The sequence below is a fragment of the Streptomyces sp. NPDC040545 genome, from assembly GCF_055595065.1.
This window is the reverse complement of sequence record NZ_JBVIWA010000006.1, coordinates 335,002-349,636: the sequence shown is the minus strand read 5'-3', so window position 1 is coordinate 349,636 and position 14,635 is coordinate 335,002. Positions and strand designations below refer to the sequence as shown.

The window sequence follows — 14,635 nt, the reverse complement described above, 5'->3', positions numbered from 1 at the left end:
GGTCAGGGAGGGGTGAGCGCGCCCCACAGGAGCAGCGACACCAGCTCGTGGACGGGCAGGGTTTCCGCGGGCCCGGACGGAGCGCCCGACAGGACCATCGACTGGAACACCCGGGCGAGGTGCTCCGGGGGCATTCTGAGAAGCTCACGCTCCGGTTCGAACAGGGCCGTCAGCGCCTGCCGGAGCGACGCGAGCTCTTCTTCGTGCCGGGCGTGCCCGTCGGTGTCCTCCCTGGGCCCGGGGAGCCGGGTCCGGTTCAGGGGTATGGCATCGGCGAGCAGGAGCAGGCGGGTTGCGTAGCTGCGCAGATGTACGGCGGCCGAGGCCAGTCGGGTTTCGAGTGGCGGGGTCAGATCGATCGCGTTGATGGCCGCTACTGCTTCGTCCGCCCTGAGGGCCTCGGCCGCACAGGCTTCGAGCAGGGCGCTCTTGTCGGGGAACGCGGTGAAGACCGCCGCTGTCGGGACCCCCGCGGCCCGGGCGACCATCGAGGTGGTGACCGACATGCCGTGCCGCACGACCAGGGGCAGCGCTGCGGCGACGATCAGCGCGTGACCGGGGTGCTCGGTCATCTTCCCTCCAGGGCGACCGGGCTCACCGCGCACTCCCGTCCGGGGTGCGGGGGCCCCGCCGGCGGATCATTTCGACGGCCACCGGAGAGAGGGAGACGAGGACGACGAGGGCCACGATCGGCAGGAGGTAACGGTCGACGTCGGGCACCGAGGAGCCGAGGGCGTATCCGGCGAGGACGAGGCCCACGGTCCACAGGAGCCCGCCCACGACCTGCCAGAGGGTGAAGACGCGGGCGGGCACGCCCAGGGCTCCGGCCAGGGGATTGAGCACGGTGCGCACCACCGGTACGAAGCGGGCCAGTACGACGGCCTTGGCGTGCCCGTAGCGGTGGAGGAGTTCCTCGGCGCGATCGGCCCCGTCGTGGAGTTTCCGGCTCCGGCTGCGGGCGAGCAGGGCGCGGCCCCCGCGCCGGCCGATCAGGTAGCCCACTTGCGCGCCCAGGAGCGCACCGATGACGGCGAAGGCCAGTACCTGAGGCAGTGAGAGGTGGACGGGACGGTTCCCGCCCGGCACGCAGAGCAGGCCCGCGGTGAACAGGAGGGAATCGCCGGGCAGGAAGAAGCCGATCAGGAGGCCGGTCTCGGCGAAGAGGACGACGGCGATGCCGAGCGCGCCGAATGCGGACAACAGGGATCCGGCGTCGAGCAGGTTCACGGCCTGTGGCACTGCCATGTGGGCGGATAGGGCCATGGCGGACGGTTCCCCCTGAGGTGAGTGGACCGGGGCGGTGACGACACCATCGACTACAGTCATGTAGACGGTCTACGTCACTGTAGACGATTGTGGTGATGAGGAGATTCCCATGGGGGATGCGCATGCGGAACGGCGGCCCGCCGGTGAACTGGGGGCGAGCGTCCTGGCGGCGCTGTGGGCGGCCGGAACGCCGCTGACGCCGGGGCAGGTCCAGGAGGCGCTCGGCTCCTCCCATGCCCGCACGACGGTGACGACGATCCTGTCCCGTCTGTACGAGAAGGGCGTGGTCACCCGCACCCGGTCCGGCCGCGGGTTCGCCTACCTGCCGACCGAGGACGCGTCGGGGCTCACCGCGCGCCGCATGCACGCGGAACTGGCCAGGACCGAGGACCGGGTGACCGTGCTGAGCCGCTTCGTCTCCCAGCTCAGCGACGAGGACGAAGCGCTGCTGCGCGCCTTGCTGGAGGGTGACGGCGCCGGGGGTGTCGCGTGAGCCGGCCGGTGTCGTTGCCGCTCGTGCTGCCACTTCTGCTGCCGCTCCTGCTGCCCTTCCTCGCCGGTCCGGTGTGCCGCGCGCTGGTCGCGAGCCTCCCGCCGAGGCGGGCCGTCCGGCTGCTGGTCTGTTCGGCCGCCGGGCTCGCGGCGGGCAGCACCGCGGCCCTTGCCCTGCTGGTCGTCCCCGGCGCCACGCACCTGCGGCCGGTGGCCGCCCTGGGCCACCTGCTCACACCACTGGAGTCCGGTTCGCCGGGCACGGCCGTCGTGATCGCGCTCGTGGCCGCCTCACTGCTCGCCGCCGGCGGCGCCCTGCTGCTGCGCGATGCGCACGGGTGGTGGCGCCGGCTGCGGCAGGCGCGGGTGCTTGCCGCGGGCAGCCGGAGCGAGCTCGTGGTCCTGGCCGAGGAACACCCCGACGCCTACGCGCTGCCGGGCCGTCCCGGCCGCATCGTGATCACCTCAGGGATGCTGCGCGCCCTGTCCGCGGCGGAGCGCGAGGTCCTGCTCGCCCACGAGCGAGCCCATCTGAGAGGCCGTCACCACCTTCTGGTGGCGACGGTGGAGCTGGCGGCCCACAGTCATCCGGGGCTGCGCGCCGTGCGCGAGCCCCTCCGCCACGCACTGGAACGCACCGCGGACGAATACGCCGCGCAGGCGGTGGGCGACCGCCGCCTCACGGCCCGGGCCATCGGCCGGGCCGCGCTGGCCGCCCGTACGTCCCCCGCGGGGAGCCGGCCCGGCTTCGCGCTGGCCGCCACGACGGGCCCCGTGCCCCTGCGGGTCGCGGCCCTGCTCGGGCAGCCCGCGAGGACACGTATCCCTGGAGCCCCGCCCCGCCTGGCGGCGCTGACGCTGCTGGCCTGTCTGGCCGTGTCGGCCGGTGCGTCCTTCCAGGCGGCCGACAACCTGCACGCCGGCATCGAAATCGCGCAGGGCGAGACCGGCGAGGAATGACGGTGCCGGGCCCGTCGGCGCATGGATGCGGGCTCGATCCAGGCCCCCGTACAGTTAGATAAGGCAAACCTATTTTATCGATGACCGGGTGCATGACCCGGGGCGGCGGCGGGGCGGTAGCGGGATGGTGCAGGACGGCGGGGACGCGAGGCGCCCGCACGGTGAACTCGTCGCGGATGTGCTGGCGGTCCTGTGGGCGGCGGAGCAGCCGCTGACCCCGCAGCAGATCAACGCCGCGCTCGACCGGGACCTGGCCAGGACGACGGTGACGACGATCCTCACCCGCCTCTACGAGAAGGGGACGGTCGTGCGCACCCGCGAGGGCAGGGGCTTCGCCTACGCCGCGGCGGACGACGCCGCCGGGCTGGCGGCCGGGCGCATGCGCCGCGAGCTCGAGCGGGAGCCGCAACGCGACCTCGTACTGAAGCGGTTCGTCTCCTCGCTGTCCGGGGACGACGAGGAAGCCCTGAGGCGCCTGCTGCTGGAGTCCGGGGAAGGCGCATGACCCTGGTTCTGGCCGTGGTCATGCTGACCCTGCTGCTTCCCTGGGCAGCGGTGCCGGCCACCCGCCGGCTGGCCGATCTCATGCCGCCGAGGGAAGCGTGCGCGGCGCTGACCGGAGCCGCTCTTCTGCTGGCCGGCGGCACCGTGGCGGCGCTCATCGGCCTGTTCCACGTGCCGTTCCTCGTCTCCCTGGAGCAGATTCCGCTGTCGCGGGCGGCTGCCGAGTGGCCGGCCACCGTGCCGGTGGCCGCGGCCGCCGGTGCGGTGCTGGCCGTCCAGACGGTGCTGCTGGCCCGCCGCTGGTACGAGCGCCGCTCGCTGCTCGCCCGCGCCTGGGCGTCCACCGGGGGTGCGGTGCCCGAGGGTGATCTTCTGGTCGTACCGGATGCCGAGCCGCAGGCGTTCGCACTGCCGGGATGGCGCAGGCGCGGCGGCCGGGTCGTGGTGACGACGGGCATGCTCAGGACCCTCGGTCCGGCGGAGCGCGAGGTGCTGCTCGGCCACGAGCGGGCCCACCTGACGGACCGCCACCACCTGTGGGCCGTCACCGCCTACCTCGCGGCCGCGGTGCACCCCGCCCTGCGGTCCCTGCGCCGGGCGCTGGACTTCCACCTGGAGCGGTGGGCGGACGAGTCGGCGGCCTCGTCGGTGGGGGACCGGCGGCTGGCGGCGACCGCGATCGCACGCGCGGCGCTGGCCGCCGCGTCCGCCGAGAAGGCGGGCAAGGGGCGCGGCCCCCTGCTCTCGGTCAGTACCGGGCCGGTCCCGCAGCGGGTCGAAGCCCTGCTGCGGCCGGTGCCGGTCCGGCCACAGGCGCGCAGGACGCAGGCGGCGGCCGCGGGCCTGATGACGGCGGTGGCGGTCTCCGCGCTGCTGGGACTGGCGCTGGCGTACGGTCTGCACGAGTACGTGGAGCTCGCCGCCGGAAACGTACGGAGTCGCTGAACCGCCAGGCGACGACGTCGATGTAGACCAATCGCTTCAGGTGCACGTAAGCTCAGCCTGGGTTTTCTTCACCTGCCTCTGCGGGCCCGGAGCGCCGTGTGGTCCCGGAGCCGAAAGTGCTCCGTACCCGGCGCGCCGTGTGCCGTGGGCGACGTCGTCCGCGTGTCCCGGGCCGGAGGTGACATCCCCCTCCCCGGCGATTGGACGCGACGTGTACGACAGGGGGAGCGGGTCGTCGAGTCCCTCCGAGCAGACCGTGCATCTCCTGACGGCGGCGGGCGAGGCCGTGGACGCGTTGATGACCGAGCGTTTGCGCGCGGGCGGGTCGAGCCCCTTGCACCGGGCGGTTCTCACGACGCTGGCCGAATGGGGGCCGCACGCCCGGGGCGATCTCGCCGCCCGGATGGACGTGCCACTGGCAGGCGTCTCGCGGGCGATCGGTGATCTCCTGGCGCAAGGCGTGGTGCAGGACATGGTCGTCACCATCGGCGGTCGCCACGAGGTGGTGACGCTCACCCCGGCCGGTACGGCGGCACTGACCGCGATGCAGGACGACATGAACGCGGTGCAGGACGTCCTGCTGGCGTCCCTCACGAAGGGTGAGCGCACCCAGCTGCACTACCTGCTCCGGCGGGTGTGCGCGACGGCCGCCCGTCTCGGCGCGGTGCGCTCGGCTTCGTCCTAGGATGTCGTGCCGGTCGGGCAGGTGTCCGTCCGCGCGATTCGGCGCCGCATCGGTGAGGACGGCACCGCGTCCATCCGCACGGCCCGTGCCGGTGTCAGCCGTCGCCCTCGAAAGGCCAGGACTGTATGTCGCGGTAGTGGATGGGGCCGGGGCCGCGGCCGGTGTTGCTCCCGACGAGGTGGAGGCGCCGGGCCTCCCACGGGCGGCCGGTGAACGCGTCGAGGCCGGTGGCGGCCTCCACCGCGCTGGTGGTGTCGTGGCGGCGGGAGCGCGCCAGCGTCAGATGCGGGCGCAGGGGCCGCCCGTGGAAGGGGATGCCGCAGTCGGTGACCGCGGCGCGCACCTCGGTGGCGAGCAGGTGCAGCCCGTCGAGGTCTCCGTCGATCCCGGTCCACAGGACCCGCTCGTCGAAGTGCCCGCCGCCGCGCAGCGCGAGCCGCAGCGGCCGCCGGGCCGCGGCGAGCTCCGCGAGCGGCGGCCGCAGCAGTGCGACGGAGGTGACCGGGAGCTCGCCGAGGAAGGCCAGGGTGATGTGCCAGTCCTCGATGCGGTTCCAGCGCATGCGCGGGTACGCGGCGTAGGCCGGCTGCAGCCGCTGCTCCAGCTCTTCCTTCGCGTCGTCGGGCGGGGCCAGCGCTATGAACACGCGGACGGTCGCTGCCGGGGTCTTTTCGTTCACGAGGTCTTCGTATCCTGTCCGGGCACGTTCCGTCATCTTCTGCCCGGCGGGGTGCGTGTGCGGGTCAGTGGGCACCGGGGGACCCGATGGTCACCACGCGGGCCCAGGCGGGCGGGGAGTCCGGTACGTAGTCGGGGTCGTCCTCGCGCCAACGGCTCCGCCGGTTCCGGGAGAAGAGGCCCACCACCGTGCGGCAGGGCGGTCGCGCGGCCGGCCAGGCCGTCTGTCCGTCCGTCAGGACCACGATCACGTCGGGCCGGGGTCCCGCGCCGAGGGCCTTGGCGAATCCCGTGCGCAGATCCGTACCCCCGCCGCCCAGCAACGGGATGCCCTCACCGCTGCACAGCGGGTGCACGATCCGGGCCGCCGCGTCGCACGGCACCACGCTGACCATGTCGCTACGGCCGCCCACGGCACGGGCGATCGCGGCGACCTCCAGCAGCGCACTGCCCAGTTCGGCGTCGCTGACCGACCCCGAGGTGTCGATGACCACGCAGACCCGGGGAGGTCTGCGCCGCAGGCTCGGGAGTACGGCGCCGGGCACCGCGGCCGAGCGCCGGGAGGGCCGGGCGTAGCTGTAGTCCTCGCCCGCGCCCGCACCGGAGGCCGCCGACCGGACCGCCGCACCCAGCAACTCCCGCCAGGGCTGCGGAGGGTGGAACGCCTCGTCCGCCCATCGCCGCCACCCCGCCGGCGTGTTTCCGGGACGGCCGGTGATCCCCTGCGCCACCCGGAACCGCACCGCGTCCTGCTCCTGCGCGCTGAGGCCGTGCGCGCCGTCCGGCCCCAGGTCCCATACGCGTTCCAGGCCGTCGGCGCCGCTGCCGCAGTCCAGCCAGACCAGCTCCTGCGTGCGCGGTCCGAGCCTGAACTGCCGCAGGTAGTCCTCCATGAGCTCGCCCGGGGGCAGCCCCAAGTACTCCGGCGTCAGCGCCCCTTCGGGACGCACCAGTCCCTCGCCGTACACGTCGTCGTTGATCTCGCAGTCCGCGGCGATGTTCATCCGCAGCCGTTCGCCCGGCCCGGTCAGTCCGCGTTCCCGGGCGACCCGGTCACCGCGCCCGTGGTGGTCGCGCAGCAGGTGGGACACCTCATGGACCCAGACCCCGGCGAGCTCCTCCACCGGTGTCCGGTCCACGAACCCGGGCGAGACGTAGCACCGCCAGTGCCGGTCGACGGCCATCGTCGGCACCTGCCGGGATTCCACCGTGTGCAGGGCGAACAGCGCCGTCGCCAGGTAGGGCCGCACCCGGGCGGCGTGCAGCCGGGCCGCGAAGAGCTTGTCGACGTCCAGTGCCCCGGCCCGCTCCGCCCCCGCCGGGTGCGCCCCCGCCCGCTCCGTCCCCGTAGCCGGTGCGCTCATCGGCCGGCCCCCACGGGGTTCCCGGTCCGGGCCGCCGCCCGCTCCTGCGACCGGTCCGCCCGCCGGGACAGGGCCACCACTCCGGCGAGCCGCTCGATCGACTCCGGTACGTCCCAGTCCTCCTGGCGCAGCGTGGCGAGGGTCGTCGCGGGGACGACCACCAGGTCGGGGGCTCCGGTCTCCAGCGCCCGGACCAGGAGGGCCCATGCCGCGTCCCAGCGGGACCTGTCCGGGCGCCTGCGGACCGCTTCCACCACGCCGTCGAGCGTGGCCTGGCGACGGTCCCCCCGCTCGGGCAGGTCGGCGCCCGCCGGGTCGGCGAGCAGCGCCTCGGGGTCCGGGAGGTCCATCCGGTCCAGGGCGGCCAGCAGCTCCAGCCCGGGACCGTCCCCCACCGTGCCCCTGACCAGCATGGAGAGGACTTCCCTGGAGGAGTCGGCCGCGTGCGCGAAGGCCAGCAGACGTACCGTCATGTCCCAGCTGCGGGGCGACGGCCACGCACCGCCCCGGCGTGTCTCGGTGCTGGGCAGCCGGTGCACGAGCGCGGGGCGGGCGGTGAGCAGCCCGCACACCGCCCGGCGGGCGTGGTCCACGGCCGCGGGCAGTCTCCCGGCGTCCAGGCGCGGCAGTGCCGCCCGGGGCCAGGTCCCGCCGAGCCCGCGGACCACGACGTCGTGGTCGTGGGTCCACTGGAGATGGACGAACCGGTTGGCCAGGGGCGGGCTCAGCTCCCAGCCGTCGGCGGCCGAGCCCCGCGGGTTGGCGGCGGCCACGATCCGTACGCCGGGCGGCAGTTGGAGCGAGCCGATCCGGCGTTCGAGCACGAGGCGGAGCAGGGCGGCCTGGACGGCAGGCGGAGCCGTGGACAGCTCGTCCAGGAACAGCAGCCCGCGCCCGGCCCGTACGAGGCGCACGGCCCAGTCCGGCGGGGCCATCGGGACACCCTGCTCGGCTGGATCGTCCCCGACGATGGGCAGGCCGGAGAAGTCGGACGGCTCGTGCACGCTGGCGATCACCGTGGTCAGGGGCAGGTCCAGGGTCTCGGCGAGCTGTGTCAGGGCCGCGGTCTTGCCGATGCCGGGCTCACCCCACAGGAGCACCGGCAGGTCGGCGGCCACGGCCAGGGTCAGGGCCGCCAGCTGGTCGTCGGGGCGCGGCTCGGTGGCGGTGTCGCGCAACAGGGCCAGCAGCCGCTCGGCGACGTCGAGTTGGTCGAGCGGGGAGGGGGGACCGGTGACTGTGAACGGGGTGTGCGAGGGCATGAGTGATCACCTGTGGGTTCGTGAGGAAGAGGAATGGCCGGTCCGGGGGACCGGGGCACCGGGGGAGCGAGGGAAAGGGGGGTGAGGAGGAGGGCGGTGGGCCCCGGCGTCAGCGGGCGTGTGCCTGGCGCGGGCGGAGCCGGTGCTTCCGTGGACGGGATGCTCCCGGGCGGGTCCGGCCGGGGGCGGGTCCGGCCAGGCCCGCCCGGAACAGGCCGTAGGTGAGCCGCCGTAGCGCGGCCGCTTCCAGTTCGTCCCGCAGGGCCCCGGCGCGCAGCAGGGCGTCGGGGCCGAGCAGCCCTTCCACCACGGCCAGCGCCCCGGCGATGTCGCCGTGGACCAGGCGTTCACGGACCCCGGTGAGGCAGTCCGGCCGACGGTGCGCGGCGTCGATGGCCCGCAGGCAGGGCAGCGGCGTGCCGGTCAGCGCGGCCAGCAGTTCCTCGCGGCGGATCTCGGCCGGGTCGTGGTCCAGTGCGGCCAGCACCCCGTCGACGAGGCCGATACGGTGCCGGGCGCCCCGGCACTCGACGAGGCGGGGCCGCCCCGCACGGTCGGCGTCCGCGGTCCCGGCCGGTCCGGCCGGTCCGGCCGACGTACGGTCCGGTGCCAGGGCCGCGGCGACCAGCGGGTGCAGCCGTCCGGCGTCGATGGATCCGCAGCGGATCAGGTCCAGGTCGGGCAGGGTCCAGACCGCCGCGTCGGGCAGGACCGGCAGCGCGGAGGCGCTGCCGTCGGCGGGCGCCGCCCCGATCCGCGCGACGGGCGGTCCCGGGCCGTCCGCGGCCAGGTCCAGCACCAGCCGGTGCCGGGCCCCCAGCCGTACGGCGACGCTGCCGGTGGTCCGGCCCTCGGCGCCGAGCAGGATCCCGGCCTCGGCCGCCCACCTGCCGACGGCGCACCGGTGCCCGTGCGGGAGCGCCGCCAGGAGCTCGGCGTCCGGTGGGGGAAGGCCCTCGGCGGGCGGCCGGTCGGCCCCGGACCGGCCCCGCAGCTCGTCGGTCCTGCGGGCGTCCCACAGGTGGCGGTGCAGGTCGAGGCGGAACCGGCGGTCCGGACGGAGCCCGCGGCGCGGGTCTCCCCAAGGGCCGTGCCCGGAGCGGGATCCGTCCCACAGGGCGAGGCTGATCCGCTGACCGCCGTCCGCCCACGCCGGCGGAGTCCTGGCCACGAGGTGTACGGGGCGCTCGGGGTCTGCGGGGTGCGCGGCGTGCGGTTCGCCGTGTGCGGCCGTGTCGTACCGGGCCAGGGAAACGGTCAGCCCGGGGCGCAGCAGTCCGTCGGGAGCGATGCGCGGCATGTGCCAGCGCAACAGGTCGGGTGCCAGGTGGCGAAGGTCGGCCCGGATCCGGGCCGCGAGGTCGTGGCCGCGCGAGCGTGCCAGGAAACGGAGATCGAGATCGACGTCGATGCCCGCGGCGGCGCAGGCCCCGGCCCAGTCCCCGGCGGAGCGGCGGGCGGTCGCAGTCTCGATCATGGACGCCGGCACGGCGTACTCACGTACGCGGAGCCAGAGGGAGAGGCGGGAATCCCCGTGCACGTTCTCGGTGGGCATCAGCGCTCACCTTGCGTGGACGGGACCCCCGATCTGTGAAGGGAGTGAGAGGTCATCGCGGTGATCATAGCGCCGCTCAGTACGATCGGCCAGGTGTTTTCCCGGGCCAGCGGTGGTGGTGCCGGTCGATGACGTAGTGGTGTCCGTGCCGCCAACCGCCCGTGGCCGGGCGGGCGTCGGCGAGGTGCGGGTGACCGGGCGGGAGGTCCGGGTGCACGTGGTCCAGCCGGTACGGGTCCCGGGCCGGCCAGATCGCCGCCGCGGCCGTGGCGGCGCCCAGCGCCACGGCGCCCAGGACCAGGACGGTCAGCGGCAGCCCCGCCCCCGCGGCGAGCCACCCGGCCAGCGGGTAGGTGAGCAGCCAGCAGCCGTGCGAGAGGGAGAAGCGGGCGGCGAACGCGGCGGGCAGGTCCGCGTCGGCGGTGGAGCGGAGGATCACCCGGCCCCCCGGAGTCAGGACGGCGGAACAGGCGGCGCCGATCGCGGCCCAGACGGCCAGGAGTGCGGGCCACGACCACGCGCGCGGGCCGGTCGCGCCGATCGCGGCCCCGGCCGCCAGGGCCACCGGGAGGGTGAAGGCGGCACGGAGCATCACCGCGCGGTCGGTGGAGCGATGCAGGAGGCGGGGCAGGAGCAGCGCGGTCAGCATGGACCCGGCGCCGCACGCACCGAGGGCGAGCGGGACGGCGCCGGCCGGGCGGCCGAGATGGCCGCGCACCAGGGAGACGGTGTCCACGAGGACGACGGCCCCGGCGGCGGCGACCGCGAGGTCGAGTGCGAGCAGGGCCCGCAGCCGGGGCGTGGCCCGGAAGAGGTGCGTGCCGAAGGCGGCCCGGGTCCGGACACCGCCGGTCCGCTCGACCGGGGCGGGTCCGGGCAGCGCCGTGGCGACGATGAGCGCGGCGGAGGCGAGGAAGCCGACGGCCGTGCCGGCGAACAGCCAGTCGTAGGAGACCAGGCTCAGCAGTGCCGTGGCCAGGACCGGACTGAACAGGCTCTCCAGGTCGTAGGCGAGCCGGGTCATCGACAGGGCCCGGGTGTAGTCGCGTTCGGCGGGCAGCATCGCGGGGACGGTGGCCTGGAAGGTGGGGGTGAAGGCCGCCGACGCCGCTTGGAGCAGGAAGATCAGGACGTGGATCTGCCAGATCTCGGTGACGAACGGAAGGGCCACGGCCGCACCGGCGCGGGTCAGGTCCATGGACGTCATCAGGACCCGGCGGGGAATCCGGTCGGCGATCGCGCCGATCACCGGGGCGATGGTGACGTAGGCGATCATCTTGATCGCGAGGGCGGTGCCGAGGACCGCCGAGGCGTGCCCGCCCGCGAGTTCGTAGGCGAGCAGGCTCAGTGCGACGGTGGCCAGGCCGGTCCCGACCAGGGCGATGACCTGGGCGGTGAACAGGCGGCGATAGCCGGGGTTGCGCAGTACGGACAGCACGGTCCCCGTCCCGGTCGGCGGATCGATGACAGCACGTCGGATTCGGTCGGATCCAGCGTAGTCAACATGTGCGCACCTGTGCACCTGTTGTGCGCCGTTCGGGGCGGCCCGGGCCCCGCCCGGCCCGATCCGGAAGACGGCGTACTTGACGCGGGCCGGGGCGCCGGTCACCTCGACGGTCGCCATGCCGGCGAGCCGGGGCGCGTACGCGGAGGGGACTATGGCCACGGCGAGGCCCGGTCCCCTGTTCGCAGGGCTGCTACGGGCGTTACCCGCCGGCCGTCCGCCGGGCCGCCCGGCCGGCTCGGGGATGCGTGGTGGTCAGTCGTGCGGCGGGAGTGAACCGAGCTGGTGGTCGGCGACGTTCAGGGCCTCGTCCACCAGCCGCCGCAGATGCCCGTGACCCAGGGCGTAGACGACCCGGCGGCCGTCCTTGCGGGTGGTGACCAGTCCGGCAAGCCGGAGCTTGGCGAGGTGCTGGCTGACGGAGGGGCGGGCGGCCCCGCACGCCTCGGTGAGGGTGGTGACATCGGCCTCGCCCCGGCCGAGGCGTTCCATGAGCGCCAGGCGGGTGCGGTCGGCGAGCAGGGCGAGTACGGACGCGGCGGCGTCCAGCCGGTCGCCCCGCTCAGGCCCACCTGGCGTGTCCGGCGCACCTGGCGCCTCCGGTGGGCCCGGCGCGATCTGCGCACCGGGTGCACCTTCCGGATGTCCGCCTGCGCTCATGCGCACATCGTAGGGCGCCGCTGCGCGCAAGTGCCCGGGCCCCGCCACCCCCACAAGGGGTCGGCGGGGCCCGGGCACAGGCGGCGCGGTCGGTATCAGCCGAGCGCGGGCGCCTCCTGCTGAGCCGGAGCCGTCACTTCCGCGCCGTCGGCGCGCGCGGCCAGGAGCCGCTGGGCGAGGACGCCGAAGACGACGGCGAACACGGCCCACAGGACGAGCTGGACGGCCAGCGAGGCGACCCGGAACTCCCACAGCAGGGCCGCGGGGAAACCGGGCTGGACGGCGTCGCTGTTGTCCGGCAGGAACACGAACGCCAGGGCGGCGGCGACGATGAAGCCGGCGCCGGCGGTCAGCGTCGCGTTCCAGTTGCCCAGGCGCGGTGCCAGTCGCCGTCCGAGGATGATCGCGCCTATGCCCAGCAGCACGCTGAGCAGGATCATCAGGAAGAACAGCGTGGTGCGCTGACCGATCGTGTCCGGGTTGCCGACCGCCGGCGGGGTGGCCGGGTACTTCAGGAACGGCACCAGGTAGACCGTGGCGAAGGCACCCGCCGCGGTGAGTGCCGCCGTGGCCCGCGGGCTGAACCCGCCGACGCGGCCGAGGGCGAACGAGAACGCGAGCGAAGCGATGCCGCCCAGCGCGACCCCGTACACCAGGACACCGGTGGCCAGGCCGAAGGTCGACTGAACCGGTCGGCTGACCAGCTCTTCCTCCTCCTCGGCGGCCTCGCCCGACGCGGCGTCACCGCCGTGCCCCGCGTGCGCGCTCGGGGCGCTCACGGCGTCCTGGGCGGCCTGGGCCTCTTCCACGGCGATGGAACCCCGTACTGGCGGCTCACCGACCACGTAGGCGACCGCGAAGGCGAACAGCCCCGCGATCAGGCCCGCGAGCATGCCGCGGACCAGCAGCCCTCTGACAGTGGAGGCGTACATGTGCGTGGCCTCTCAGTGGCAGGGGAAGCCGAGCAGATGACGACCGTCGTGCACCCACTCGTGCACGCCTTCACCGGCGAACACGGCCGTGGCGCCCTGTTCGGCGCCGACGAAGTACAGGGCGACGAGCATCAGGAGACCGACGAAGAGCGCCCAGGGCAGCACCGCGCGCACCGGCAGCGGAGCCGACAGGGCGGCGGGGGTGGATACGGCAGCGGAAGCGAGAGCCTCGGCCATGATGGAACCTCCTTGGGGAACAACGCGTCCCATACGGTGGTGCAGGACGACGGTCCTCGGGTCTGACTCGCCGAGACGCCATCGTGGAGATGCCGCCGCAGCACACAGTGGCGCGACCATGCCGGATTCACACCGGGCTTCCGTCTCGCCGTCGTCGCTATGTGGAAATGTCGCCGTGACGGTACCGTGCGCAGCGCCTGCGGCCAAGACCGTGAGTCCCTGATCACACGCCTACGCTGCGGTAATGCGCGTCCGGTGCGGCCCGCGGGATCCGAAGTGTCCATCAACTGGACCTGCAGACTGCTAGAATGACCGCGTTGGCCTTCGGTGTGCGTGCCCCCGTGCATGTGTCCGGAGGCTTTTTTCATGCCTTCACACCGGTCCACGACCAGCCCTGCCCTGCCTCCGTCCACCGCCACCACCGGCTACCGCGCCCTGCTCCGCACCAAGGAGTTCAGCGGCCTGTACATCAGCTTCACCCTCACCGTCGCCGCGAGCACTTTGTCCGGCTTCGCGCTCGGCACCCTGGTCAACCACCGGACCGGTTCCCCGTTCCTGACGGCCGTGAGCATGTACGGCGCCACGTTCGCGACGGTGCTCGGCGCGCTGACGCTGATGTCCGTCGCGGACGGGAAGCGGCCCCGCCGGACCCTCCTCCTGCTCCAACTCGTCTCGCTGGCGGGCGTCGCGGCCCAGGCGGTCCCGGGGCTGCCGCTCGCGGCCCGGTTCGCCCTGCTGCTGACGCTGGGCTTCTTCCAGTCCCTTGGCACCGGCACACGGCTCGGACTGCTCGCCGAGGTCGTGCCCAGTTCCGCCTATGCGCCCGCCCGTTCGCTGATGAACATCACCTCGGGCTGCACGGCGATCGCCGGCTACGCCGTCGGCGCCGTACTGCTGCGCCACCTGAGCCCGTACGGGGTCTTCGCCGTCGCCGCCGCCCTGACCGCGCTGGGGTCGGCCGTGGTGGCCGCCACCGTCCGGGAACACTCGATCCGGCTCACCCGCCGGCCCGGGCTGCGCCGGACCTGGACGGCGAACGCCGAGCTGTTCGCCCACCCCGGCCGCCGGACGCTGCTGCTGAACCTGTGGGTGCCCAACGGCCTGATCGTCGGCTGCGAGGCCCTCTTCCTGTCCTACGACCCCGGCCGGGCGGGCACGTTCCTCGCCGCCGCCTCGGCGGGCATGCTCCTGGGGGACCTGACCGTCGGCCGGCTGCTCACCGCCGACCGGCGACGCCGCCTCGCCTTCGCCCTGCGGCTGCTGCTCGCCGCACCCTTCCTGCTGTTCGCCGTCCACCCGCCCGTCCCGGTCGCCGCCTTGGCGGTGCTCCTCGCCGGTGTCGGGTTCGCGGCCACCCTGCCCCTCCAGGAGCAGCTCCTCGAACAGACCCCCGAGGCCGTCCGCGGCCAGGTCCAGGGAGTCGAGTCGGCCGGCCGGATGACCTGGCAGGGCATCGGCGCCGCCATCGCCGGAGGCCTGGCCCAGTACCTCCCCCCGGGCACCGCGATCGCCGCCGTCGCCGGGGCTTCCCTGGCCGTCACCCTGCTGTGCCGGCCGTCGCGCCGTACGGGACCGGAAGGGACGGACTGAG

Annotated in this window: 16 protein-coding genes; 6 read left to right on the top strand and 10 right to left on the bottom strand. The window is 74.3% G+C overall.

Annotation, left to right across the window (positions count from 1 at the left end; translation table 11 throughout):
• Nucleotides 1-2 precede the first annotated feature (2 nt).
• A complete protein-coding gene (locus ACZ573_RS15735) occupies nucleotides 3-572 on the bottom strand; it encodes a TetR/AcrR family transcriptional regulator (protein ID WP_471303973.1) in 570 nt (189 codons plus the stop codon).
• 22 nt (nucleotides 573-594) lie between these two features.
• Complete coding sequence (locus ACZ573_RS15730; protein ID WP_471304122.1) at nucleotides 595-1,263, bottom strand: DedA family protein; 669 nt, start codon at nucleotides 1,261-1,263, stop codon at nucleotides 595-597.
• Between the two features lie 112 nt (nucleotides 1,264-1,375).
• Here ACZ573_RS15730 and ACZ573_RS15725 point away from each other — a divergent pair, with 112 nt between their 5' ends.
• From ACZ573_RS15725 to ACZ573_RS15705, 5 genes are all read left to right on the top strand, one after another.
• On the top strand, nucleotides 1,376-1,759 hold the full coding sequence (locus ACZ573_RS15725; protein ID WP_382535229.1) for a BlaI/MecI/CopY family transcriptional regulator: 384 nt from the start codon (nucleotides 1,376-1,378) through the stop codon (nucleotides 1,757-1,759).
• Between the two features lie 23 nt (nucleotides 1,760-1,782).
• The gene (locus tag ACZ573_RS15720; RefSeq protein WP_471303971.1) at nucleotides 1,783-2,718 is read left to right on the top strand and encodes a M56 family metallopeptidase; all 936 of its coding nucleotides are present in this window, start codon (nucleotides 1,783-1,785) and stop codon (nucleotides 2,716-2,718) included.
• Nucleotides 2,719-2,842: 124 nt separating this feature from the next.
• Nucleotides 2,843-3,223 (top strand): BlaI/MecI/CopY family transcriptional regulator, encoded by a 381-nt coding sequence (locus tag ACZ573_RS15715; protein ID WP_471303969.1) that lies wholly within the window; start codon nucleotides 2,843-2,845, stop codon nucleotides 3,221-3,223.
• Nucleotides 3,220-4,167: a M56 family metallopeptidase gene (locus ACZ573_RS15710; protein WP_471303966.1), complete on the top strand. Its 948-nt coding sequence runs from the start codon at nucleotides 3,220-3,222 to the stop codon at nucleotides 4,165-4,167. Before ACZ573_RS15715 ends, ACZ573_RS15710 begins: the two co-directional genes overlap by 4 nt.
• A gap of 256 nt (nucleotides 4,168-4,423) precedes the next feature.
• Complete coding sequence (locus ACZ573_RS15705) at nucleotides 4,424-4,852, top strand: MarR family winged helix-turn-helix transcriptional regulator (RefSeq protein ID WP_471303965.1); 429 nt, start codon at nucleotides 4,424-4,426, stop codon at nucleotides 4,850-4,852.
• Nucleotides 4,853-4,946: 94 nt separating this feature from the next.
• On the opposite strand, the gene thpR is transcribed toward ACZ573_RS15705, so the two are convergent.
• The 8 genes from thpR to ACZ573_RS15665 all read right to left on the bottom strand — a co-directional run bounded on the left by thpR (nucleotide 4,947) and on the right by ACZ573_RS15665 (nucleotide 13,044).
• A complete protein-coding gene (thpR, locus tag ACZ573_RS15700) occupies nucleotides 4,947-5,531 on the bottom strand; it encodes an RNA 2',3'-cyclic phosphodiesterase (RefSeq protein ID WP_471303963.1) in 585 nt (194 codons plus the stop codon).
• 64 nt (nucleotides 5,532-5,595) lie between these two features.
• The gene (locus ACZ573_RS15695) at nucleotides 5,596-6,894 is read right to left on the bottom strand and encodes a vWA domain-containing protein (protein WP_471303961.1); all 1,299 of its coding nucleotides are present in this window, start codon (nucleotides 6,892-6,894) and stop codon (nucleotides 5,596-5,598) included.
• Entirely contained in the window at nucleotides 6,891-8,156 is a 1,266-nt protein-coding gene (locus ACZ573_RS15690; RefSeq protein WP_471303958.1) for an AAA family ATPase, read from the bottom strand. The genes ACZ573_RS15695 and ACZ573_RS15690 overlap by 4 nt, the downstream gene beginning before the upstream one ends.
• A 109-nt stretch (nucleotides 8,157-8,265) precedes the next feature.
• Nucleotides 8,266-9,711: a hypothetical protein gene (locus tag ACZ573_RS15685; RefSeq protein WP_471303955.1), complete on the bottom strand. Its 1,446-nt coding sequence runs from the start codon at nucleotides 9,709-9,711 to the stop codon at nucleotides 8,266-8,268.
• A 76-nt stretch (nucleotides 9,712-9,787) separates the two neighbouring features.
• A complete protein-coding gene (locus tag ACZ573_RS15680; RefSeq protein WP_471304120.1) occupies nucleotides 9,788-11,149 on the bottom strand; it encodes an MFS transporter in 1,362 nt (453 codons plus the stop codon).
• A gap of 321 nt (nucleotides 11,150-11,470) precedes the next feature.
• Nucleotides 11,471-11,875 (bottom strand): ArsR/SmtB family transcription factor, encoded by a 405-nt coding sequence (locus tag ACZ573_RS15675; RefSeq protein WP_471303952.1) that lies wholly within the window; start codon nucleotides 11,873-11,875, stop codon nucleotides 11,471-11,473.
• Between the two features lie 95 nt (nucleotides 11,876-11,970).
• On the bottom strand, nucleotides 11,971-12,807 hold the full coding sequence (locus tag ACZ573_RS15670; protein WP_471303950.1) for a CbtA family protein: 837 nt from the start codon (nucleotides 12,805-12,807) through the stop codon (nucleotides 11,971-11,973).
• A 12-nt stretch (nucleotides 12,808-12,819) separates the two neighbouring features.
• Complete coding sequence (locus ACZ573_RS15665; RefSeq protein ID WP_471303948.1) at nucleotides 12,820-13,044, bottom strand: CbtB domain-containing protein; 225 nt, start codon at nucleotides 13,042-13,044, stop codon at nucleotides 12,820-12,822.
• 366 nt (nucleotides 13,045-13,410) lie between these two features.
• Here ACZ573_RS15665 and ACZ573_RS15660 point away from each other — a divergent pair, with 366 nt between their 5' ends.
• The gene (locus tag ACZ573_RS15660; protein WP_471303946.1) at nucleotides 13,411-14,634 is read left to right on the top strand and encodes an MFS transporter; all 1,224 of its coding nucleotides are present in this window, start codon (nucleotides 13,411-13,413) and stop codon (nucleotides 14,632-14,634) included.
• Nucleotide 14,635 lies beyond the last annotated feature (1 nt).